Below are 22,442 nucleotides of genomic sequence, written 5' to 3'. Positions count from 1 at the left end.
TCCCTGAAGGCATTTCGCAGCATGGGTGAACCGTCGTGTTTCGGGGTCATGGTCTAACAGCAGCACCTCGCAAAAGGCTTGTCCATAAATTTATTGATCATTGCTCATTTTTAGAATCAATCATCCGGCATCAGCGAAATGAGCGACGGCCAGTGGGCCTGGACAGGATTTTACATCGCAGCGCTTTGCGCCCGAACCACGTCGTGTCATCCAATGGTCAAGCTGGGCGCGAGGCAACCATCCTCGCCGCACGCCGTTCTCCGTCACTCGATCAAAGGCCAACAGGACCTCCCCATGACACCCCGCACCCGCCTCGCCCTCGTCGCCGCCACTGCTCTGGCTGTGGGCGCTGGCTCTGCACATGCCCAGACGAATAACCAGACGAACCAGGACCGGCTGGGCGCCGTGGTCGGCGCGCTGTTCGGCGACCGCCTTGGCGTTTCAGCTCTGGATCAGGCCTGGCTGCGCGGCGGCCGTCCGCTGCGTGACGGTCAGAGCCAGTTCAACACGCGTGTCGACAGCAGCCTGCGCGTCGGACAAATCTCCAGCGCCGCCGCGACGCGCCTGCGCGCCGACTATACGGCCCTGGTCGACCTCGAAACGCGTTATGCCGCCGATGGCCGCTTCACCAACGAGGAACGCGCCGATCTGAACAGCCGGTACAACGCCCTGACCCAGACGCTGGAATCCGGCGCATCGGGCTATGGCGATGTGAACACCGTCGCCCAGGGCCGCGCCGCATTCGAATCCCGCGTCGACGCCTCCGTCAACGCGCGCCGGATCACCCGCACCGAGGCGACGCGTCTGAAGACCGACTATCAGGCCTTGATCCAGTTGGAGACGCGCTACGCCGCCAAGGGTTCGATCACCGCCAGCGAGCGTAACGATCTGGACAGCCGTCTGGACGCCCTGGACGCCCGCGTCGGCGACGGTCCCGCAGTGCAGCCGCCAGCCGTCACGCAAACGCCGCGCGTGCGCCTGACCGCGCTTGAAACCGCCGTGACCGCCGCCGAGCGTTCGGGCGCCCTCACCCGCGCCGACGCCGCCGATGTACGGGTCCAACTGGGCGACCTGACGCGTCTGGAAGCCGCCTATGGCCGCTACAACCCGTCTGCCGATGAAACCGCCTATCTGACGCGCCGCCTTGGCGAACTGGAAACGCGCGTCCGTCGTTAAGACCGACTTCCAATGCCCGAAAGAACGCCCATTCACCCGTTGAATGGGCGTTTTTCATGCCAAGAATAGTCGATGATGCGTCGGAACCGCCTCACGATCTGAGAACTTGCTTGACCCGACGGCGCCGCTTCAGGATCGTCACCTAGACTTTGCAAGGATCGATGATGGCTTCAGCATGGATCGGACTGCCCTTCGCGTTGTTTCTCGCAGGCGCTGCGTCCGCCCAGACGGCGTCGCCGCAGCAGACGCCGCTGACCTATGCCGAAGCCACGGCGCGCCTGCGCTCCTCCTCCAGCCTGTCACGCGCAGCCGGTTACGGCGTGGACGCCGCCAGCGAACAGGCGGCTGCGGCGGCGGGTCTGCGGCGGCCCACAGTGTCGCTGGACGCTCAGGCCATCCGCTACCGCAAGACCTTCGACATCTCCCTGACCGGCGCGCTGGACAAGGCCCAGTCCGAACTGGGCGCCGCCATTCCGGGATTGATCTCGGACCTGCCCGGCATACCGGGTGATATTCTTCAGACCGTCGGACAACGGCTGCAGGCCGCCCTGCCGGAAATCTTCGCCGCCTTGCCCACCGATGTGCGGCTGGAGGTCGAGGACACCGCGTTTCGCCCAACCCTGACCGCGTTGCAGCCCATCTACAGCGGCGGCGCCATCCCCGCCCTGCAACGCGCCGCCGCCGCCAATGTCGATCTGGCCCAGGCGCGCCGCCGCGAGGCCGTGGATCTGGAAGGCGTCAATCTGGCCCGCGCCTATTTCGGACAGGTGCTGGCGGCGGAGGCGGTGCGCATATCCACCGAAACCCGCGACGGCTTTGATCTTCATCTGCGCAACGCCGAGCGGATGGAGCGCGAAGGCGTGCTCAGCCACGCCCAGACGCTGCAGGTGCAGGTGGCCCGCGATGCTTCACAGCGCCAACTGGACCGTGCCCAGCTGGAATACGACAACTCGGTTCAATCGCTGGGTCGGGTTCTGAACCTTGACGATGGGGTGACGCCCACAACGTCGCTGTTCGTCAACCGCACCTCGGTCGGGCCGATGGACGTCTTTGTCGCCCAGGCGTCCCAGTCCAACGCCCGCATCGCCCAGGCCCAGGCCACCCGCGATCTGGCCGAAGCGGGCGTCGATCTGGCGGAGTCGCGGTTCCGGCCCACCGTCTATGCCTTCGGAACCTACAATCTGAACCCCGACAACGCCCTGCCGACCGAGCCGGACTGGGCCGTCGGCATCGGGGCGCGCTACACCCTGATGTCGTCCATCGACCGTCGTCGCATGGCCGGCGCCGCCCGGTCACAGGCGCAGGCCGCGGGCGAGATGGAACGTCAGGCGCGCGACGACGCGCGGCTGCTGGTCACGCGCGCCTATAATCAGGTCGACCTGGCGCGTCGGCAGTTCCTGTCGATGGACTCCAGCCTGACGGCGGCGACCGAAAACCTGCGGGTGCAGGAGATCGCCTTCCGCGAGGGCGAATCCCCTGTCTCTGCGGTGGTGGACGCCCGCAACCTGCTGGGGGCCGCGCGCCTGCAAAGGGCGGTGGCCGCCTATGAATATGATCTCAGTCTGGCGGCCCTGCTGGCGGCGTCCAGCAGCCCCCAGACCCTGAACGACTATCTGCAACGCGACGACCGGATCAGCGCACCATGAGCGAGACGACAGCCACGCCCCCCTCGCGCAAGCGCGGCGCCCTGCGCGTCTGGATCATCGCCGCAGGGGCCATACTGCTGGTGGGTTTCATCATCATCGGCCTGTTCCTGGCCGCCCGTCCGCCGCAGGAGCAGATTCAGGGCATGGTGGAGGCCGAGACCTTCACCGTCGCCACCAAGGCACCCAGCCGCGTCGAGCAACTGCTAGTCTCCGAAGGCGACCGGGTCACTGCAGGGCAAGTGCTGGCTGTCATGAGCAGCCCCGAGATCGAGGCCAAGGACGTTCAGGCTCGCGCCCTGCTGCAATCCGCCGAGGCGCTGCAATCCCTCAGCCGCGAGGGCGCCCGGCACGAAGACATCCGCACCGTCGAATCCATCTGGCGCGCCAGTCAGGCCACGGAACGTCTGGCCGACCAGACCGCCCGACGCGCCGAGGCCCTGTTCGCCGAGGGCGTCATCTCGGCCCAGCGTCGTGACGAAGCCGTCGCCGCCCGCGCCGCCACCGCCGCCCAGACCGAGGCCGCCCGTCAGCAGTATGTGAAGGCCCAGACCGGAACCCGCCCGCAGGAACGATCCGTCGCCGACGCCCAGGTCAGCGGGGCGCAGGCCGCCGTCGCCGAAACCACCAGCCTGCAGTCCGAAACCCGTCTGGTCGCCCCCCATGCGGGCGAGGTGTCCCAGCGGTTCGCCAATGTCGGCGAACTGGTCCTGATCGGCGTGCCTGTTTACACCGTGGTCGACACCACCGATCCGTGGGTGTCCTTCACCGTTCGCGAGGACCAGTATCGCGACCTGAAAATGGGCGCGACGCTGCATGGCGACATCCCCGCGCTGGGCCTCAAAAACGTGGCGTTCCGCGTCACCGCCATCAGCCCGCAGGGCGAGTTCGCCACCTGGCGCTCGACCCGCCAGTCCAGCGGCTATGACGTGCGCAGCTTCGCCATCAAGGCCAAGCCCGTCCAGCCCACCGCCAACCTGCGTCCGGGCATGAGCGTCCTGTTCGACTGGTCGCGCCGATGATGTCCAGCCGCGCGGCCTTCGCCCGGGCCGTGCGTGATGAAACGCGCCTGCTGCTGACGCGGCCATGGGACGCGTTCGTAGCCTTTGGCCTGCCGTTGATCCTGCTGGCGGTGATCGCGCTGATGTTCGCGCCGGGGGTCATTCACGGCTCTCCGACCGCTGTCGTCGATCATGACCGATCCAGCTTCAGCCGCGCCGCCATCCGCAACATGCAGGCCAGTTCGGGCCTTGATGTCGCCTATGCCCCCGCCACTCTGGACGAGGCGATGAGGCTTATGCGGCAGGGCAAGATTTTCAGCTTCGCCTATTTCCCCTCCGGCTTCAGCGGGGGCGCCTTTCGACAGCCTGAACAGGCGACGGTCTATTTCAACGGCGCCTTCCAGACGGCCGGGGCCCTGACGGCGTTGAACCAGTCCGCCGCCATCGCCTCGGCGGCTGCGCCCGTGCTTGAAGAACGCGCCCGACAGATGGGCGCACCTGCGACCGCACTCAGCCCGCCAGATGTGCAGGTGTCGATCATCGGCAACTCGCAACTGAACTTCGAACTGTTTCTGGGCGGCCTGCTCGGCCCCGGCGTCCTGCATCTGCTGGCCGCCTGTTCAGCGGTGCTGGCCGTCGGGCGCTTGATGCAGGGCAAGTCATTTCGCCCCTTCAAGGTTTCGAATGGGGGCCGCACGACGGCGGCTCTGGCGGGGCATCTGACGCCGCATTTCCTGATCTTCACCCTGTGGGGACTGGCCTGGATTGTCTGGCTTTGCGGGTTTCGGGGTTGGGGCGTGGCTGGGTCATTGCCCCTGCTGGTGCTGGGCATGGCGGCCCTGATGGCGGTCAGCGTCGCCCTGTCGGCCTTGTTGGTCGCGGTGTCGGGCGACAACGACATGGCCTTCTCCGCCACGGCTATCTACTCGGGCGCAGCCATCGCCTTTTCCAATGGAACCCTGCCGCTGGATCACGGCCCGCGCTTCGCCCAGTTCTGGAGCGACGTCCTGCCCTACACCCACTATCTGCGGCTTCAGACCAGTCAGATGGTGACTGATGGAGCGCGGCCCGCCGCAGTCCACGACCTGCTCATCCTCTGCGCGGTGACCCTTGGCGCCTTCATCATCGCCGCCCTGGCGGTCCGTTGGCGGGCCACCCGCGAACCCAAGGTCGAGCCCCTGACCTTCCCCCTGCCCACACAGAGCTTCGTCGGCAGTTTCACCGCCACCTTCGCAGGCATTGTGAAAGCCCGTCCAGTCGCCAGCCTGCTGCTGCTCGCGGTGGTGCTGTACGCCTTCTATTACCCGGCGGCCTATTCGGGTCAGTCCGCCACCGGCCTGCCTCTGGCGGTGGTGACCAGCAGTCAGACGCCGACGACGCGCACTCTGGTCGAGGATCTGAACGCCAGCCACGCCATCGAGGTCGCCGCCGTCGCATCCTCTGTCGAGGAAGCGCAGACCCTGATGAAGCGCGGCGTCGTCGACGGCATCATCGTCCTGCCGGACGGGTTCGAGGCCAGCCTGGCACGGGGCGCGCCCGACGGCGTCGCCATCTATCTGAACGGCGGCTATCTGGTCCGCGTGACCTCAATCGGCAAGGCGGCGGCTGGCGCGGTCGTCGATGTGATCCGTAAACGCCTGAACGGCCTGCCTGAGGTCGCGCGCGCCGCGTCACTGACGCCCAGCCTGAAACAGGTGTCGCTGTTCAATCCCACCGAAGGATACGGCGACTATGCGGTCCCGGCGGTCAGCATAGTCATCCTGCAGCAGACCCTGCTGCTGGGCGCGGGCGTCATCGCCGCCATACGACGTGAGACGGGGGCGCCCATCTTACGGCTCAGAAGTCGTCTGGGCCTGTGGCTGGCCCTGACCGTCATCGGCACGCTGTCCAGCCTGTTCTATTTCGGCTTCGTCTTCTGGATTCAGGATTATCCACGTGCTGGCGACCTGATCGGCGTCATCCTTCTGGCGCCGCTGTTCTCGGCGGCGGTGTCGGCGCTGGGTCTTTGCCTGGGCGGCCTGTTCGACCGGCACGAACGGGTGCTGCAGGTGCTGGTCGGCACCTCGGCGCCGCTGTTTTTCCTGGGCGGCACGGCCTGGCCGCACTTCATGATGCCCCAACCGCTGGTCTGGCTGGCCAATCTGTTCCCCTCGACGGCAGGGGTGCAGGCCTTCGTGAAGATGAATTCGACCGGCGCCAGTCTGTCCGACGTTGCTCCTGAGGCGACGGTCTTGGTTGTCCTGGTTGTGATCTACGGCCTTTGGTTGCTGGCGCCCGGTCTGAGAACCATCAGACAACGACAGGTCACGGCCCAACAAACCTCAAGCTGAGCCGCATCCTCTTATTCTGATTTTCCGCTGGCGAGGCGGAGGATTGCCGTTATTCATGTCGAATCTGTCGAGGGCGGCTCGGAATCATTCACCGAAGATTAGGCGACGTGATCCGACGCTCAACTGGGGCGACTATCTGTATGAAACGTTCTTTTGCGTACCTCATCATCGGGGCGATGATCCTTGGGGTCCTCACCGGGTGGGGCCTGAACCATTTTCTCGACGCTGAGGGGGCGTCAAAGGCGGCGGGTAACCTCAATCTGATCACCGACGTCTTCCTGCGCCTGATCAAGATGATCATTGCGCCGCTGGTCTTCACCACCCTGGTCGCGGGCATCGCCCACATGGAGGACGCGGCCTCTGTCGGGCGCATCGGCGTCAAGACGATGGCCTGGTTCATCTCGGCCTCGGCTGTTTCGCTGCTGCTGGGCTTGGTGATCGTTCAGATTCTGCAGCCGGGCGCCAACCTGCATCTGCCCGAAGCCGTCGTGGCCACTGCGCCCGCCACCTGGTGCCGACGTCGATCTTTGACGCCATGGCGCGCAACGAAATCCTGCAGATCGTCGTCTTCGCCGTCTTCGTCGGCACCGCCGTCGCCGCGCTGGACGACAAGGCTCCGGCCGTGATGCACCTGGTCGAACAGGCCGCCTCCATCATGCTGAAGGTGACCGAGTTCGTGATGAAGCTGGCCCCGCTGGCCATCTTTGGCGCGCTGGCCTCGACCATCGCCACCCAGGGCCTGGATATGCTGGGCACCTACGCCAAGTTCGTTCTGGGCTTCTATGGCGCCATGGCGACCCTGTGGGGCATCCTGTTCCTGGCTGGCGCCGTGGTTCTGGGCAAGCGCGTGATCCCGCTGTTCCGCACGATCCGCACCCCTGCCCTGCTGGCCTTCTCGACCGCCAGTTCGGAAGCCGCCTATCCGCGCATTCTGGACGCCCTGCCCAAGATCGGCGTGCGCAAGCGTATCGTCAGCTTCGTCCTGCCGCTGGGTTATTCGTTCAACCTCGACGGCTCGATGCTGTACTGCACCTTCGCCACCATGTTCATCATGCAGGCGCACGGCGTCCACCTCAGCATCTCGCAACAGATCTTCATGCTGCTGCTGCTGATGGTCACGTCCAAGGGCATCGCGGGCATTCCGCGCGCCTCGCTGGTCGTGATCATGGCCACCCTGACCTACTTCGGCCTGCCCGAAGCCTGGATCGCTATCGTGCTGGGCGTCGACCACCTGCTCGACATGGGCCGTTCGGCGACCAACGTGGTCGGCAACTCGGTCGCCGCCGCCGTCGTCGCCAAGTGGGAAGGCGAACTGGACCCCGAGGACGAAATCGAGGGCGCCGAGCCCAAGGCCATCGGCTGAACTGACACCGACAACGGCCTGCCCCCGCGATCAGGCCGTTGCTCTCGACCATAACGTGTTTGCGATTCACTCGCAGACACGTTATCGCGCATCGCGAATGTCCCCCCTCGACCTTTCACATCGCGCAGCCTTTTCCCAGCTGCTGGTGACTGAGCGCACGTCATTGATGCGAATGGCGCGGCGGATACTGGGCGACGCCACCCTGGCGGAAGACATCACCCAGACCCTGTGGCTGAACATTCAGCGCATCACCGATCCCGAGGCGATCAAGGACAAGCGCGCCTACCTCTATCGACTGATGCTGAATCTGACCTCTGATCAGATGCGGAAACGGATGCGCGGCGCAGCCCTGTTCGACGGTCAGGCCGACGATGTGCGCATGGCCGACGCCACACCGACCACGGAAACCCGGATCATCGACCGCCAGCGGTTAAGCCTGCTGTCCGCCGCCATCGACGAACTGCCGCCCCGTTGTCGCGAGGTGTTTCTTTTGCGGCGTGTCGAGGGCCTGACGCCCGCAGAAGTTGCCGAACGACTGGGAATTACAACAAATGCAGTGGCGAAACATGTTCGCCATGCAATCAGCCATTGCCAGACGCGCCTGGCTGAGCAAGAGGCGTTGTGATGACATCCGTCACCACCTCAAAGCCCGACCGCGTGTCCCGCGCGGATCGCGAAGCTGCGCGCTGGGTCGCTGACCAGCAGAGCGGTCTGCTGGATGACGCAGGCTCGGCGCATCTGGAAGCCTGGCTGCAGACCGCCGAGAACGCCGCCGCCTATGACAAGGCCCAGGTCCTCTGGCTGGAAATGGGCGAGGCCGCCGTCCGGCCCGCGCCGCAAGCCGCCACGTCTTCTCGTCGGCGCAGAACGACTGCGCCCTCTGGCGGTCGCCGATCCCGCGCGCCGCTCATCGCGACCGGCATGGCCGCGGCCCTGGCCGTCGCCTTCGTCGCTTTGGACGGCCCCACCCGACTGCGCGCCGACGTCATCACCCGGCCCGGCGAACAGAGGACGCTGACGCTGGCCGACGGCTCCACCGTGCAACTGAACACCGACAGCGCCGTCCAGGTGGACTATGCCCCCGACCGCCGCACCGTGCGCCTGTTGCGTGGCGAGGCGGCCTTCACTGTTGCGCCGAACCCGAACCGACCTTTCACCGTCGAGGCCGGCGGCGGCTCGACCACGGCGCTTGGCACCCGGTTCATCGTGCGGCGCTACGGCGCGCAGACCGAGGTGTCTGTGACCGAACATTCGGTGCGGGTCGCATCGAACCCCGCGTCAGTGATTGTGGCGCAGGATCAGACCTCGACCTATGGCCCCCATCAGGCGCCGACCGCCCCGGTGGCGTCGTCGGTGGGCGTGGGCGCCTGGCAGGACGGCTGGCTGGTGTTCGACGACCAGCCCCTGTCTGCTGTCGTCAGCGAGATCGGGCGCTATTCCGCACAGCCAATGACGGTGATTGGCCGCAAGGCGCGGGATCGCCGTGTCAGCGGCGCCTTCCGCATCGACCAGCCCGCCCAGACCGTTACACGGCTGGAGCAGACGCTGGGTCTGCGCTCCACTCGCCTGCTGGGCGGAGCCGTCATCGTTCACGACTGAACGACGTTCTGAACTTTTTTTCAGATTCTACAGTCCCGGTTCCGCCACTTCGCACGTCTATATTCCGAGAACCATTCTCATTCGCACCATGCGAACCCATATGGACTGGCGCAGTGCGCGCCATGAGAGGCGAAGTTGACCAAGGCGAGACATAATATCGGGGCCATGCGCCTCTTCCTGATGGCCACCACGGCGGTCGCTTCGGCGGCTGTGCTGGCGCCCCTGCCCGCTGCGGCTCAGGCCCAGCCCAGCTTTGACGTGCCGGCTGGTCCCCTGACCCCGGCCCTGATCCGTTTCGCCCAACAGGCCAATGTCGAACTGGCCTATGACGCCAGCCTGACGCGCAACGCCTCCACGCGCGGCCTGCAGGGCCGATACAGCGTGTCGGACGGCCTGTCGCGCCTGCTGGCCGGAAGCGGCGTGACCTACAGCCTGTCGGGCCGCGTTGTGACCCTGTCGGCGGCGCCCGCCGTCGGCGCCGCCATCGCGCTTGGTCCCGTGCGGGTTCAGGGCGCGACTGAAGGCTCGGCCGGACGCCTGAGCGCCGACGGCTTCAACGACCACGGCGACCCGGTTGAAGCCCCTTATCGCTCGGCTGGCTCCAGCGCCTATATCGACCACGACACCATCGAACGTTTCCGCGGCACCTCGACCGCCGACATCGTTCGCGGCGTTGCAGGCGTGACGGCGGGCGATCCCCGCACCGCCAATGCCCTGGACGTGAACATTCGCGGCATTCAGGGCCAGAGCCGCGTGCCGGTCATCATCGACGGCGGCCAGTCCACGATGGACACCTATCGCGGCTATGCCGGTCAGTCGCAGCGGACCTATCTCGACCCCGACCTGATCTCCAACATCACCATCACCAAAGGCCCCAGCCTTCAGGCCAATGCGTCGGGCGGCATCGGCGGCGTAGTGGTCATGGAGACGCTGAAGGCGGACGACGTCCTGACCGAAGGCCACGATCTGGGTCTGCGCGTCCGCACCGGCGTGTCCGACGCCAGCGCCCGCAGCCTGCCCGCCTATAGCGGCGTGCCGTCCAAGGACAGCGGCGACCTGACCCGCCCGGGCGGACAGTTCTTCAACGTCGCGGCGGCAGGCCGCTGGGACAAGTTCGACCTGGTCGCCGCCTATGCCTGGCGCGATGTTGGCAACTATTTCTCGGGTCACCGGGGCTATAATGATTTCCCGCAAGGCCGCCGCGTTCTGGCCACGCTGAACCCCACGAATACCGAGGTCTTCAACACCTCGTCGCAGTCGGAATCCCTGCTGCTGAAAGGCACATGGCGGATCACCGACGAGCAGACGCTGGAAGCCGGTTACCGCCGCTACAAGGGCGAGCAGGGCGAGATCATGGCCTCGCAGATCATCCGCGTCGATCGTGACCGCGTGCCGCAATGGGCGCTGGGGAACGTGGACATGGACGCCTATAATCTGCGCTATCGCTACAAGCCGCAGGGCAAGCTGGGCGATCTGGTCGATCTGCGCGCCAACGCCTGGTACACCCACTCCGACAGCCTGATGTACAACGGCCTGACCGGCATCACGCCCTGGTACTATGACCGCCGCACCGAATGGTGGGACGCGCCGACCTTCAACACCGATCCCGGTTACAAGGACGCCTATCGCAACGAACTGACGCAGGAGCGTTTCGGCGGCGACATCACCAACACTTCGCTGCTGTTCACCGACCTGGGCAAGTTCACCTTCGACTACGGCCTGTCGTTCAGCCACGAGGATGTCGGCCCCGGCCCCAACTCGCCGCTGATGCAGGACGATCTGGTCAACAACCGCTTCCTGCGCAGCGCGGTGCGCAAGGAATACAGCGTCGTCGCCTCGGCCAAGTGGGAGCCGAACGAACACTGGGAGCTGATGGTCGGTGGTCGCTACAACCACGTCGATGTGCGCGACCGCAATCGGCTGGCGACCGTCTCCAAGCGCGAGGTCATCGGCAAATATCGCTCGATCCAACTGCTGAACGGCAACCCCGCCCTGCCCGTATGGCAGGCGTCACGCATCGCATCCCTGAACTGGTACCCCGACGCCAATGGGCAGTTCACCCAGGCTTCCCTTCTGGCCTCGCCTTATAAGCGCGGGACCGTCGCCGACATCACCGGCTGGAACTTCTACAACGCCGATCCGATCAAAGACCTGATCGTGCCGACCGAGTGGACCTGGTCCGACCCGATCCGCCGCACTGACGACGCCTTCATGCCGACGGCCAGCGTCACCTACCGCTTCGACGAAGACACGCTGCTGTATGTGAAATACGCCGAGGGCGTGAAGCTGCCCAGCCTGTTCGAGACGACGCTGGGCCTGTTCACCGCGGCCAAGCCGACCGGTGAGCTGAAGCCAGAACGCGCCCAGACCTGGGAAGTCGGCGCCAGCACCATCCGCCGCGACCTGATCACCGGCGGCGACCGTGCGGGCTTCAAACTGGCCTATTTCAACACGCGGATCGACGACCTGATCACCCGCGACTACCGCACCCTGTCGGCGGGCCTGATCCGCAATATCGACCAGTTCAAGGTGTCGGGCGTCGAGTTCCAGTCCACCTATGACAACGGCATCGTCTTCGGCGACCTGTCGGCCCACTATTATTTCGAGGCCAAGACCTGCGCGCCCGACATCGCCGCCGAACGTCGCGAGTACGGTGAGGAGTGGGACATCGACGGGCTGAAGAACACGCCCAACTGTGTCGATGGCGGCTTCGAAGGCTCCTACACCAACACCCAGAACCCGCCGCGCTTCAACCTGAACCTGACGCTGGGCGCCCGCCTGTTCGATGACCGCCTGACCATCGGCGGACGCGCGGTCCACAACGCCGGCCCGATCAGCAAGCTGGATCAGGAATGGAACGTCGGCCTGTCGGCGATCCAGCAACTGTACAAGGAGGCGACCATCTATGACGCCTTCGCCAGCCTGAAGGTCACAGAGCAGACCAAGCTCGACCTCAACATCGACAATGTGATGGACGAATACTACCTCGACCCGCTTGCGTTGGGCGTCATGCCCGCGCCGGGCCGCACCGTCCGTCTCGCACTGACCTACCGCTACTGAGACTGATGATGACTTCGCTCGAAACCAGCCGCGCCAAACGGCTCAAATCCTCCAGCAACGGCGTGCACGAGGGTCTGGACAACGCCATCATGGCCGCCAAGCCCTTCAGCAGCCGCGAGACATATGCCGAGTTCCTGCGGATTCAGCAGTTGTTCCACCGAGACATCGCCGCCTTGTACGAAATGCCCGAACTGACGGCTCTGGTGCCGGACCTGCTGGAACGTCGCCGCATCGATGAAGTGCTGACCGATCTGGCGGATCTGGATGCAGAACCCGCGCCCGCCGACGGCCCGCCTCGCTTTGTCGCGGGCGAGGCGGTGGACGTGCCGACGGCGTTGGGTTGGCTGTATGTGGCCGAGGGTTCGAACCTCGGCGCCGCCTTCCTGATCAAGGCGGCGGCGGCCTTGGGTCTGTCGGCAGAGTTCGGCGCCCGCCACCTGGCCGCCTCGCCCGAGGGCCGCGCCAATCACTGGCGCAGCTTCACCGCCGCCCTCGACGCCCCCGAAATGTCGGAGGAGGAGGAAGCCCGCATTCAGGCAGGAACCGCCGCCGCCTTCACCCGCGTTCGGGGCCTGGTGGACATCGGCTTCAAGACCAGGGCCGCAGACGCCGCATGACGTCCGTTCTCCCGCGCGCATCGATTCAGGGCCGGGTCGGGATCGAAAGACCCCGGCGCAAGCCCGGTCGTGCGCGCGGGATGATCGCCCTTGGCGGCGCGCTGGCCCTGCACGCCGCGCCCTTGCTGTTCCTGATCAACTTTGTCTCGCACGCGCCGATCCCGCTGGAAGAGCCGCCGGTGATCGCCGTTGAGCTGATCCGCAACAACGCCGCCCCGCCCCGACCGCCGTCAGAACAGGTCGAAGGCCCCAAACAGGTTCAGGCCGCCGCCAGCCTCGCCGCGCCGCAACAGATCCATCCGCGCATTCAGGCGGACGCCCCAGAGGCTGTGGCCGTCCCCGTGACACCGCCCGCCCCGCGACCGGCCCAGAACCAGACGCCAGCGCCGGAAACCACCGCGCCCGTGGCTCGTCCCGCCCCGCCTGCGCCGCGCGCATCGACCGCGCCTCAGGACTGGCGCGCCCGCCTGCTGGCCCATCTGGACACCAAGAAGCGCTATCCGCCCGCCGCCCAGCGTCTGCGTCAGGAAGGCGTCGCCTATGTCCGTTTCACAATGGATCGGTCGGGCCGCGTTCTGTCCTCGCGCATAGACCGCAGCTCAGGCCGCTCGCTGCTGGACCGCGAAGCCCTGGCCATGCTGGACCGCGCCCAGCCCCTGCCCCCGCCGCCCGACGATGTTCCCGGCGCAACTCTGGAGCTGGTGACGCCGGTAGAGTTCTTCCTGCCGCGATGACCCGCCTTCAGGTCCGACGCGCCATCACATCCAGCCTCAATGCGAGACAGGCCAAGGCCTCATAGATGGCGGCCAGCTCGACATAGGCCTCGGCGATCTCGGGCGTCGGCGCACCGAAGGAACGGCTAAGCCACACCGCCGCCAGCTCCTTGTACTGTTCTCCCATGAGGCATTTGTCCCATTGTGAAGTTTCGGACGAAACACTCGCAATAGTTGTACCAAATTGCCAGCGGGTGTTGTTGATCGTCGCTCATGAACCGACGTCGCCGCGCCAGCCGCCGCCGATGGACTGGATCAGGGCTACAGCCGTCGTCTGGCGATTGACCGCGCCTTGCAACAGCGCGCGGCGGGCCGTCAAAGCCGTCCCCTGGGCGGTCGCCACATCCGTATAGGCCACTGTTCCGGCCCGGTACTGGTTCAGGATCATGGTTTCGGTCTGATCCGCCGCCTGGGACGCTGCCTGCAGTTCGACGTACTGACGACGCAACACGTCAGTAGCGGTCAGTTGGTTTTCTACATCCTGAAACGCCGTCAGCACCGTCTGACGATAGGCGGCGACTGAGGCGTCATAGCTGGCGCGGGCCTGTTCCACCGCTGCGCCACGCGCCCCGGCGTCGAACAGGGTCTCGGCCAGCCCCAGTCCCAGCGACCAGATGTTGGCTGAACTGGCGAACAGGTCGCCAAGGTTCGACGTCGTCTGGCCATAGGATCCCGTCAGCGACAGGTTCGGGAAGAATGCTGCCTGCTGCACCCCGATGCGGGCGTTGGCGGCGGCGACCGCACGCTCGGCGGAGGCGATGTCGGGACGACGTTCCAACAAGGTCGAGGGCACCCCGACCGGCACGTCAGGAATGATCGGCGTCCATTGCGCTGGGGCCAGATTGAAACTGCTGGCCGGTTCGCCAACCAGAACCGCAATGGCGTTCTCATAGGTGGCGCGGTTCCGCTCCAGCCCGATACGCGTCGAGCGCGCATTGGCCAGCGTCGTCTCGGCCTGCAGAACGTCCGTGCGCGGCGCGATGCCCGCTTCGTAACGGTTGCGGGTGATCTGCAACGCCCGCTCATAGCCGGTGATCGTCTGATCCAGCAGGGCCGTCTCCGCATCGGCTTCGCGCAGGTTCAGGTAGTTGGCGGCCAGTTCACCCTGGATCGACAAATGGGCGCTGGCCAGATCGGCGGCGCTGGCCTGGGCCGAGGCGTCATTGGCTTCAACCGTACGGCGGATGCGGCCCCAGAAGTCCGGCTCCCACGTCGCACCGATCCCGACCTGATAGTTCTTGTTGTCGTTCGAGGTCAGCGTCTTCGACTGCGTGCCCGCCCCGTTCAGCGACACGGTCGGGAACAGGCCCGCGCGCGTCTCACGCGTCAGGGCGCGGGCCTGGCGATAGGCAGCCTCGGCTGCGGCGATGGTCTGGTTTGCGGTTTCAGCGCGGGCCACCAGGCTGTTCAGGGTATCGTCTCCGAACAGGGTCCACCAGTCGCCACGCGCCAGGCCGTCCGACGGCTGGGCCGCACCCCACCCGTCCGGGGCCTTGAACGCCGTCACGGTCGGCGTTGTCGGCGTCACATAGTTCGGCCCAACGGCGCAGGCCGATGTCATCAGGACGGCAGTCAGAAGAAGGGGGGCCAAGCGTCTCATGCAGGTGAAGACTCCGTATCGATGCCGCGGGCCAGGGCGCGCTCGTCGCCCCGCTTCTTCCGCAACTTGTCGAGATAGACATAAACCACCGGCGTGGTGATCAGGGTCAGCAGTTGGCTGGCGATCAGGCCGCCGATGATGGTGATGCCCAGCGGGCGGCGCAGTTCCGCCCCTTCGCCGAAACCAATGGCCAGCGGCAACACCCCCAGCCCCGCCGCCAGCGTCGTCATCAGGATCGGCCGGAAACGCAGCAACGACGCCTCGCGTACCGCCTCGACTGCCGACAGGCCTCGTGATCTCTGGGCGTCCAGCGCGAAGTCGATAATCAGGATGGCGTTCTTCTTGACGATGCCTAGCAGCAGGAAGACCCCGATCAGGGCGATGATCGAAAACTCCATCCCGAACAGCATCAGGGCCAGCACTGCCCCCACGCCCGCCGCAGGCAAGGTCGACAGGACGGTGATCGGATGGACCGTGCTTTCATACAGGATGCCCAGCACCAGATAGATAGCGACCAGTGCGGCCAGGATCAGCATGGGCTGTTCCTGGTTCTGCTGCTGCGCCTGCGCCGCCTGCCCGGCGAAACTGCCGCGCACATTGATCGGCATCCCAAGCGAAGCCACGGCTTCGTTCACAATCGCCTGCCCTTGCGACAGGGACACCCCCTCCGCCAGATTGAAGGAAACGGTCGTGGCCAGTTCGCCGTTCTGGTGATTGACCGATGTGGCGGCGGGCCGTTCCGCCGCACTGGCGACCACGGCCAGCGGCGTCAGCGGCGTTGTGATAGTGACCAAGGCCGATCCGGTCGACGGATCTCTCAGCGCCGGATTGATCAAACCGGCGGCGCCTGATCCACCCGCCGGAGACGTCGGCACCTGCACATCGGCCAGGGCCTCGGGACCTTTGGCGAACTGAGGCAGCCATTCCAAAATGACTGAATACTGGTTGATGTCCTGATAGATGGTCGCGACCTGACGCTGACCGAATGAGTCATACAGGCTGTTGTCGATGGCGCGCGGCGTGACACCCATGCGGGCCGCCGTATCGTGGTCGATGGTCAGATAGGTCTCGACCCCGTTCTGAGCCAGATCGCTGTCCACGTCGGTCAGCTCCGGGCGGGTCTTCAGCTCATCTTCCAGCTTCTGGCCCCAGGTGCGCAGATCGGCGCTGGAATCGCTGATCAGGGTGTACTGATAGGTGGAGTTGGACTGGCGCCCGCCCATCCGCAGATCCTGAACCGGGTTCAGGAAGACGCTCAATCCTTCAACCTGCCCCAGCTTGGGCCGCAGACGCCCGATCACGTCGGCGCTCTTGTCGCCGTTGCGCTGATCCAGCGGCTTCAGATTGACGAACATGAAGGCCCCGCCCGCCCGGGCTCCGCCTGTAAACCCGACCACCGTATCGACGGCGGGATCGGCGTGAATGATGTCCACGACACGCTTCAACTTGGCGGACATGGCCTGGAACGACACGCTTTGGTCGGCGCGCACGCCCGCCATCAACTGCCCATTGTCCTGCTGCGGGAAGAAGCCCTTTGGCACCACCACATAGAGGTAGGCTGTCAGGCCGATGACGGCCGCCAGCGACAGCACGACAATCGGCTTGGACTGCAGCGCCCAGTCCAGGCACCAGGAATAGGCATTCTGTATCCTGGCGAAGGCCGCCTCAAACGTGCGGCCGATCCGTCCTTCGCGGTGGCCATGCGGGCGCGGCTTCAGCAGATAGGCGCACATCATCGGCGTCAGGGTCAGAGAGATGACCAGCGAGATCATCACCGCCGCCGACAGGGTGACCGCGAACTCGCGGAACAGCCGCCCCGTCTGCCCGCCCATGAACAGCAGAGGGATGAACACCGCCACCAGGGATATGCTGATCGACAGAACCGTGAAGCCGACCTCGCGTGCGCCCAGCAGCGCCGCCTTGAACCGCTCCATCCCCGCCTCGATGTGGCGCTGGGTGTTCTCCAGCACCACGATGGCGTCATCGACGACAAAGCCGGTCGCCACCGTAATCGCCATCAGGCTCAGATTGTTCAGGGAAAAGCCCAGCAGGTACATGACACCGAACGTGCCCAGCAGGGACACGATGGTCGCCACCGTGGGAATAAAGGTCGCCCGTGCGCTGCGCAGGAAGGCTGAGACCACCAGCACCACCAGGATCAGCGACACCACCAGCGTCAGTTCGATCTCATGCAGAGAGGCGCGGATCGAGTTGGTCCGGTCTGAGGCGACCTGAATCTTGATGTCGCTGGGCAGTTGCGCCTGAAGCTCCGGCACCACGGCCCGAACGCCATCCACCGTGTCGATGATATTGGCGCCCGGCTGACTGGAGATCAGGACGATGATGGCGGGCTTGCCGTTGAACAGGCCCAGTGTCCGGGTGTCCGCCACCCCGTCGGTCACCGACGCCACATCCGCCAGCCGCACCCCCGCGTTGTTGCGCCACGCGACAATCAGTCTGGCGTAATCGGCGGCGGTCTTGCCTGCTGCATCAGTATAGATCTGGAACCGGCGCCCCTCCCCCTCGACCGTACCCTTGGGCCGATCGGCGTTGGCGGCCTGGATGGCGGCACGAACGTCCTCCAGACTGATGCCATAGGTGTTCAGCGCGAATGGATTGACCTGCACCCGTACGGCCGGCAGCGAACCGCCGCCGATCTCGACCTCGCCCACGCCCTCGACCTGGGCCACCCGCTGGCTGACGATGTTGGACACCGCGTCATAGATCTGGCCCGGCGTCTTGGTGTCCGAGGTCAGGGCCATGATGATGACCGGCGCGCTGGACGGATTGGACTTGGTGTAGGTCGGGTTGCTGCGCAGGGTCGTGGGCAGGTCCGCGCGGGCGGCGTTGATGGCCGCCTGAACCTCACGCGCGGCGCCGTCGATGTTGCGGTTCAGGTTGAACTGCAGATTGATGCGCGTTGATCCGGTTGAGCTTTGCGACGTCATCTCATTGACGTCGGAGATCACGCCCAGCCGACGCTCCAGCGGCGTGGCGACACTGGAGGCCATGGTGTCGGGACTGGCGCCCGGCAGCCGCGCCTGCACCGAAATCGCCGGATAATCGACCTGGGGCAAGGGCGCGACCGGCAGGACAAAGAAGGCGGCGATCCCCGCCAACGCAATACCGACGCTCAGCAGGACGGTAGCAATCGGTCGCCGGATGAAGGGTTCGGACAGGTTCACCGAACCGGCTCCAGATCGGCGTCTGGCTGCGCGCCTTCATCCGGCTCGGGACGACGCCTGGCGGGCGACAACCGATCGAAGGCCAGATAGATCACCGGCGTCGTGAACACCGTCAGCAACTGACTCACCAGCAGGCCGCCGAAGATGGCGATCCCCAGCGGACGTCGCAGTTCCGAACCCTCGCCAAAGCCCAGCATCAGCGGCACCGCCGACAACAGGGCCGCAAAGGTCGTCATCATGATCGGCCGGAACCGCAGCACCGCCGCCTGGAAGATGGCGTCGTGCGCCGACTTGCCCTCGTTGCGTTCAGCCGCAATGGCGAAGTCGATCATCATGATCGCATTCTTCTTCACGATGCCGATCAGCAGGATCAGGCCGATGATGCCGATGACGCCCAGATCGTTGCCGGTGATCCACAGGGCGAACAGCGCCCCTACCCCCGCCGACGGCAACGTCGACAGGATAGTCAGCGGATGGACGTAGCTCTCATACAGAACCCCCAGCACGATATAGACGCACACCACCGCCGCCAGGATCAGCCACAACTGGTTCGACAGCGAGGTCTGGAACGATCCCGCCGCGCCCAGGAAGGTGGCGGTGACGCTGGCCGGGGCCTTCACGCTCTTGACCGCATCCTGCACCTGACTGACCGCCGCCCCCAGTGATACGCCGGGCGCGGCGTCAAAGCCGATGGTGGCGGCGGGGAACTGGGCCACGCGCGTGATCTGGGTCGGGGCGTCCTTTTCGGTGATGGAGGCGAAGGCGCCGAGCGGGGTCGCACCGCCAGACGCCTGCAGGTTCAACTGGCCCAGCGACTGCGGCGTGGTCAGTATGCCGGGGTCGGCCTCCAGAATGACGCGATACTGGTTGGTCTCGGTGAAGATGGTCGAGACGATCCGCTGGCCGAAGGCGCTGTAGAGGGCGTCATCCACCTGGGCCGCCGTGATCGACAGGCGCGCCGCCGTGTCCCGATCAATCGAAACCTGGGCCGCTGGCGTGGTCGCGGTCACGTCATTGTAGATGTTGCGCAGCTTGGGCTGTTTCGCCATCGCGGCTGAAATCTTGTCGGCCCATTCGTTGACGTTCTGGGTGCTGGCTCCCTCCACCGCCAGCCGGTACTGGGTCGGCCCAGTCTCGGTGTCGATGGTCAGATCCTGCGTCGGCTGGAGATACAGGGTCAGGCCCGCGATCTGGTCCACCTCGGACTTCAGCCGGTCCATGATCGCCTGCTGTGATCCCGTCGTGCGGTTGGTCTTCAGATTGATGGTCATCAGGCCGATGTTCAGGGCGGCGCTGTTGGCGCCGTCGACGCCGACCGATGAGCTGAGTGATTCAACATCCGGGTCCGCCAGAACCACCCGCGCCGCCTGTTGCTGCAACTGGCTCATCCGCTCGAACGAGACAGAGCTTGTCGCCTGAACCCGCGCCATCAACTGGCCGGTGTCCTGCGTCGGGAACAGCCCCTTGGGGATCACCACGAACAACAGGCAGGTCAGCGCCAGGGTGCCCACGGCGACCAACAGGGTCAGGGCCTGACGTCCCAGCACCCAGACCAGAGCCTTTTCATAATGGCCTTCCAGCCACTCGAACGCCTTCTGCGCCTTGCCGCCAATGCCCTTGGCCCCAGCCTCGGGATGGGTCTTCAACAGGCGCGCCGACAGCATGGGCGTCAGGGTCAGCGACACCACCGCCGAGATCAGGATGGTGATGGCCAGGGTGACGGCGAACTCACGAAACAGCCGCCCGACCACATCCCCCATGAACAGCAACGGGATCAGCACCGCCACCAGCGACACCGTCAGCGATATGATGGTGAACCCGATCTCGCTGGCGCCCTTCAGCGCCGCCTCCATCGGCTTCATGCCCTTTTCGAGATAGCGGGATATATTCTCGATCATGACGATGGCGTCATCGACGACGAAGCCGGTCGCGATGGTCAGGGCCATCAGGCTGAGGTTATTCAGGCTGTAGCCCAGCAGGTACATCGCCCCGCACGACCCGATCAGAGAGATCGGCACCGCCAGACTGGCGATCAGCGTGGCCCGCAGGCTGTGCACGAACAGGAAGATCACCAGCACCACGCCGATGATCGCCAGCACCAGCTCCATCTCGACGTGGTGAACAGAGGACCGGATGCCGGTCGTGCGATCCGTCAGCACCGTCATCTGCAGCGAGGCAGGCAGTTGCGCCTGCAGTTCCGGCAGACGCTGCTTGATCGCATCCACGGTCGAAATGACGTTCGCGCCCGGTTGCCGCTGCACGCTCAGCAGGATGGCGGGCTTGTCGTTGGCCCATGCGGCGAGGCGCGAGTTCTCAGCCCCGTTCACCACCTTGGCCACGTCGCTCAATCGCACCGGCGCGCCGTTACGATAGCTGACGATCAGGTTCTCATAGTCCGCGACTGTCAGAAGCTGGTCATTGGCGTTGATCGTATAGGACCGCGTCGGCCCATCGAAACTGCCCTTGGCCCCATTGGCGTTGGCATTGTCGATGGCGGTGCGCATCGCGTCCAGCGTAATGCCGTAGGAGGCCAGCCGCTGCACATCGGCCTGTATGCGGATCGCCGGCTTCTGCCCCCCGCTCAGGGTCACCAACCCGACGCCCGAGGTCTGGCTGATCTTCTGCGCCAGCCGCGTGTTGACCAGATTCTGCACCTCCGTCAGCGGCAGGGTGTCAGACGTAATGGCGATGGTCAGGACGGGCGCATCGGCCGGATTGATCTTGGCGTAGATTGGCGGCGCAGGCAGGTCGGCGGGCAACCGAGCGCTGGCGGCGTTGATCGCAGCCTGAACCTCCTGCTCCGACACATCCAGCGTCTCGGACAGGCCGAACTGCAGGGTGATGACCGACGCCCCCGACGAACTGATCGAGGTCATGCGGTCCAGCCCGGCCATCTGGCCCAACTGCTGTTCCAGCGGCGCGGTGACCGTCTGGCTCATCACCTCGGGACTGGCGCCGGGATAGAGGGTCTGGACCTGGATCGTCGGATAATCGACCTCCGGGAGGGCCGACAGCGGGAGCAGGCGGAAACCAACCAGTCCCGCCAGCACGATAGCCAGCATGAACAACGAGGTGGCCACCGGCCGCTGGATAAACGGACGCGAGGGGCTCATCGGATCAGCGTCCCTGGCCTTGAGCCTGCCCTGAGTTCTGACCCGTATTCTGGCCTGCGTTCTGACCCAGATTCTGGTCCGGCCTCTGGCCCTGACCTGGCCCACGTCCCTGGCCCCGTCCCTGCCCCTGACCCTGACCCTGACCGGCGCCCTGGCCGTGCGGACGGGCCTGCCCCGCCACCGTGACCAGCGCACCCTCGGTCAGACGGTCCCCGCCCTCGGTGATGACCTTCTCTCCGGCTTTGAGGCCGGAGGTGACGACCACTGTGGTCGTGGTGGCCGGGCCGGTCACGACGGTGCGTTGCGACACCTTGCTGTCGTCACTGACAATCCAGACGAAGGAGGCGTTCGTGTTCTGCCGCACAGCTGTGGACGGCACGGTGACGGCGTCCTTCAATGTGTCCAGCGTCATGCGGATGTTGACGAACTGGCTGGGGAACAGCGCACCCGAGACATTGGGGAAACGCGCCTTGCCCTTCACCGTGCCGGTCGTACCGTCGATCTGGTTGTTCAGCGTGGAGAAGACGCCGGTGTCCAGCGTCTGGGTCCGTGTCGTGTCCAGCGCCAGAACCGGCAGACGGGAGCCAGAATAGGCGCGCTGCTGAATCGGACCGATCTGGGCCTGGGGCACAGTGAACTCGATGTCGATGGGACTGACCGTGGTGATCACCGCGATCCCAGACGCGTCCCCCGCCGCGATATAGTTGCCGGCGTCCACGACCCGCAGGCCAATCCGGCCGCTGGCAGGCGCCACGATGCGCGCAAAACCCAGATTGAGCTGCGCGGCCTGCACCGCCCCACGATTGGCGGTGACCGCCCCTTCAAGCTGCTGAACCAGCGCACGCTGGGTGTCGACCTGCTGAACAGCGATGGAGTCCTGCTGCTGCAGTGTTTCGTAGCGCGTCAGGGTCACACGCGCCGAGGTCAGCAGCGCCTGGTTCTGCTGAAGCTGGCCCTGGGCCTGCGTCAGGGTCGCCTGGAA

Annotated in this window: 14 protein-coding genes and 1 pseudogene; 10 read left to right on the top strand and 5 right to left on the bottom strand. The window is 65.6% G+C overall.

Going from position 1 to position 22,442, the window contains the following annotated elements; genetic code table 11:
- Window positions 1-294: 294 nt before the first annotated feature.
- From QZ281_RS05130 to QZ281_RS05080, 10 genes and pseudogenes are all read left to right on the top strand, one after another.
- Entirely contained in the window at window positions 295-1,176 is an 882-nt protein-coding gene (locus QZ281_RS05130) for a hypothetical protein (RefSeq protein ID WP_292225486.1), read from the top strand.
- A 164-nt stretch (window positions 1,177-1,340) separates the two neighbouring features.
- A complete protein-coding gene (locus QZ281_RS05125; RefSeq protein WP_292225484.1) occupies window positions 1,341-2,822 on the top strand; it encodes a TolC family protein in 1,482 nt (493 codons plus the stop codon).
- The gene (locus tag QZ281_RS05120) at window positions 2,819-3,841 is read left to right on the top strand and encodes an HlyD family secretion protein (RefSeq protein WP_292225480.1); all 1,023 of its coding nucleotides are present in this window, start codon (window positions 2,819-2,821) and stop codon (window positions 3,839-3,841) included. The genes QZ281_RS05125 and QZ281_RS05120 overlap by 4 nt, the downstream gene beginning before the upstream one ends.
- The gene (locus tag QZ281_RS05115) at window positions 3,838-6,150 is read left to right on the top strand and encodes an ABC transporter permease (RefSeq protein WP_292225477.1); all 2,313 of its coding nucleotides are present in this window, start codon (window positions 3,838-3,840) and stop codon (window positions 6,148-6,150) included. The genes QZ281_RS05120 and QZ281_RS05115 overlap by 4 nt, the downstream gene beginning before the upstream one ends.
- A gap of 140 nt (window positions 6,151-6,290) precedes the next feature.
- Window positions 6,291-7,513: pseudogene (locus QZ281_RS05105) on the top strand (dicarboxylate/amino acid:cation symporter).
- A 97-nt stretch (window positions 7,514-7,610) separates the two neighbouring features.
- Complete coding sequence (locus tag QZ281_RS05100; RefSeq protein ID WP_292225476.1) at window positions 7,611-8,138, top strand: sigma-70 family RNA polymerase sigma factor; 528 nt, start codon at window positions 7,611-7,613, stop codon at window positions 8,136-8,138.
- Window positions 8,138-9,112 carry a FecR family protein gene (locus tag QZ281_RS05095; RefSeq protein WP_292225474.1) on the top strand — a complete coding sequence of 325 codons (975 nt, stop codon included), beginning with the start codon at window positions 8,138-8,140 and terminating at the stop codon, window positions 9,110-9,112. Before QZ281_RS05100 ends, QZ281_RS05095 begins: the two co-directional genes overlap by 1 nt.
- Before the next feature lie 135 nt (window positions 9,113-9,247).
- The gene (locus QZ281_RS05090; RefSeq protein WP_292225471.1) at window positions 9,248-12,172 is read left to right on the top strand and encodes a TonB-dependent receptor; all 2,925 of its coding nucleotides are present in this window, start codon (window positions 9,248-9,250) and stop codon (window positions 12,170-12,172) included.
- A gap of 8 nt (window positions 12,173-12,180) precedes the next feature.
- Window positions 12,181-12,789 (top strand): biliverdin-producing heme oxygenase, encoded by a 609-nt coding sequence (locus tag QZ281_RS05085; RefSeq protein WP_292225469.1) that lies wholly within the window; start codon window positions 12,181-12,183, stop codon window positions 12,787-12,789.
- On the top strand, window positions 12,786-13,523 hold the full coding sequence (locus QZ281_RS05080; protein WP_292225467.1) for a TonB family protein: 738 nt from the start codon (window positions 12,786-12,788) through the stop codon (window positions 13,521-13,523). The genes QZ281_RS05085 and QZ281_RS05080 overlap by 4 nt, the downstream gene beginning before the upstream one ends.
- 7 nt (window positions 13,524-13,530) lie before the next feature.
- Here QZ281_RS05080 and QZ281_RS05075 read toward each other — a convergent pair whose 3' ends face one another.
- The 5 genes from QZ281_RS05075 to QZ281_RS05055 all read right to left on the bottom strand — a co-directional run.
- Window positions 13,531-13,689, bottom strand: coding sequence for a hypothetical protein (locus QZ281_RS05075; RefSeq protein WP_292225465.1), 159 nt, complete (start codon window positions 13,687-13,689; stop codon window positions 13,531-13,533).
- Window positions 13,690-13,773: 84 nt separating this feature from the next.
- Window positions 13,774-15,162 carry an efflux transporter outer membrane subunit gene (locus tag QZ281_RS05070; protein WP_292225463.1) on the bottom strand — a complete coding sequence of 463 codons (1,389 nt, stop codon included), beginning with the start codon at window positions 15,160-15,162 and terminating at the stop codon, window positions 13,774-13,776.
- Window positions 15,159-18,347 (bottom strand): efflux RND transporter permease subunit, encoded by a 3,189-nt coding sequence (locus tag QZ281_RS05065; RefSeq protein ID WP_292225461.1) that lies wholly within the window; start codon window positions 18,345-18,347, stop codon window positions 15,159-15,161. Before QZ281_RS05065 ends, QZ281_RS05070 begins: the two co-directional genes overlap by 4 nt.
- Window positions 18,344-21,460, bottom strand: a complete 3,117-nt coding sequence (locus QZ281_RS05060) for an efflux RND transporter permease subunit (protein ID WP_292225459.1) — start codon at window positions 21,458-21,460, stop codon at window positions 18,344-18,346. The genes QZ281_RS05065 and QZ281_RS05060 overlap by 4 nt, the downstream gene beginning before the upstream one ends.
- 4 nt (window positions 21,461-21,464) lie before the next feature.
- Window positions 21,465-22,442: efflux RND transporter periplasmic adaptor subunit (locus tag QZ281_RS05055; protein WP_292225456.1), on the bottom strand; the 978-nt coding region annotated here is incomplete at its 5' end.

The organism is Brevundimonas sp. (genome assembly GCF_018608325.1).
Lineage (GTDB): Bacteria > Pseudomonadota > Alphaproteobacteria > Caulobacterales > Caulobacteraceae > Brevundimonas.
The sequence above is the reverse complement of the archived record's forward strand: the minus strand, read 5'-3'. Positions and strand labels throughout refer to the sequence as shown.

Excerpts from the sequence above, each read along its gene's own strand:
- QZ281_RS05130 (WP_292225486.1), top strand. The coding sequence starts at position 295 with ATGACACCCCGCACCCGCCTCGCCCTCGTCGCCGCCACTGCTCTGGCT.
- QZ281_RS05125 (WP_292225484.1), top strand. The coding sequence starts at position 1,341 with ATGGCTTCAGCATGGATCGGACTGCCCTTCGCGTTGTTTCTCGCAGGC.
- QZ281_RS05120 (WP_292225480.1), top strand. The coding sequence starts at position 2,819 with ATGAGCGAGACGACAGCCACGCCCCCCTCGCGCAAGCGCGGCGCCCTG.
- QZ281_RS05115 (WP_292225477.1), top strand. The coding sequence starts at position 3,838 with ATGATGTCCAGCCGCGCGGCCTTCGCCCGGGCCGTGCGTGATGAAACG.
- QZ281_RS05100 (WP_292225476.1), top strand. The coding sequence starts at position 7,611 with ATGTCCCCCCTCGACCTTTCACATCGCGCAGCCTTTTCCCAGCTGCTG.
- QZ281_RS05095 (WP_292225474.1), top strand. The coding sequence starts at position 8,138 with ATGACATCCGTCACCACCTCAAAGCCCGACCGCGTGTCCCGCGCGGAT.
- QZ281_RS05085 (WP_292225469.1), top strand. The coding sequence starts at position 12,181 with ATGACTTCGCTCGAAACCAGCCGCGCCAAACGGCTCAAATCCTCCAGC.
- QZ281_RS05080 (WP_292225467.1), top strand. The coding sequence starts at position 12,786 with ATGACGTCCGTTCTCCCGCGCGCATCGATTCAGGGCCGGGTCGGGATC.
- QZ281_RS05075 (WP_292225465.1), bottom strand. The coding sequence starts at position 13,689 with ATGGGAGAACAGTACAAGGAGCTGGCGGCGGTGTGGCTTAGCCGTTCC.
- QZ281_RS05070 (WP_292225463.1), bottom strand. The coding sequence starts at position 15,162 with ATGAGACGCTTGGCCCCCCTTCTTCTGACTGCCGTCCTGATGACATCG.
- QZ281_RS05060 (WP_292225459.1), bottom strand. The coding sequence starts at position 21,460 with ATGAGCCCCTCGCGTCCGTTTATCCAGCGGCCGGTGGCCACCTCGTTG.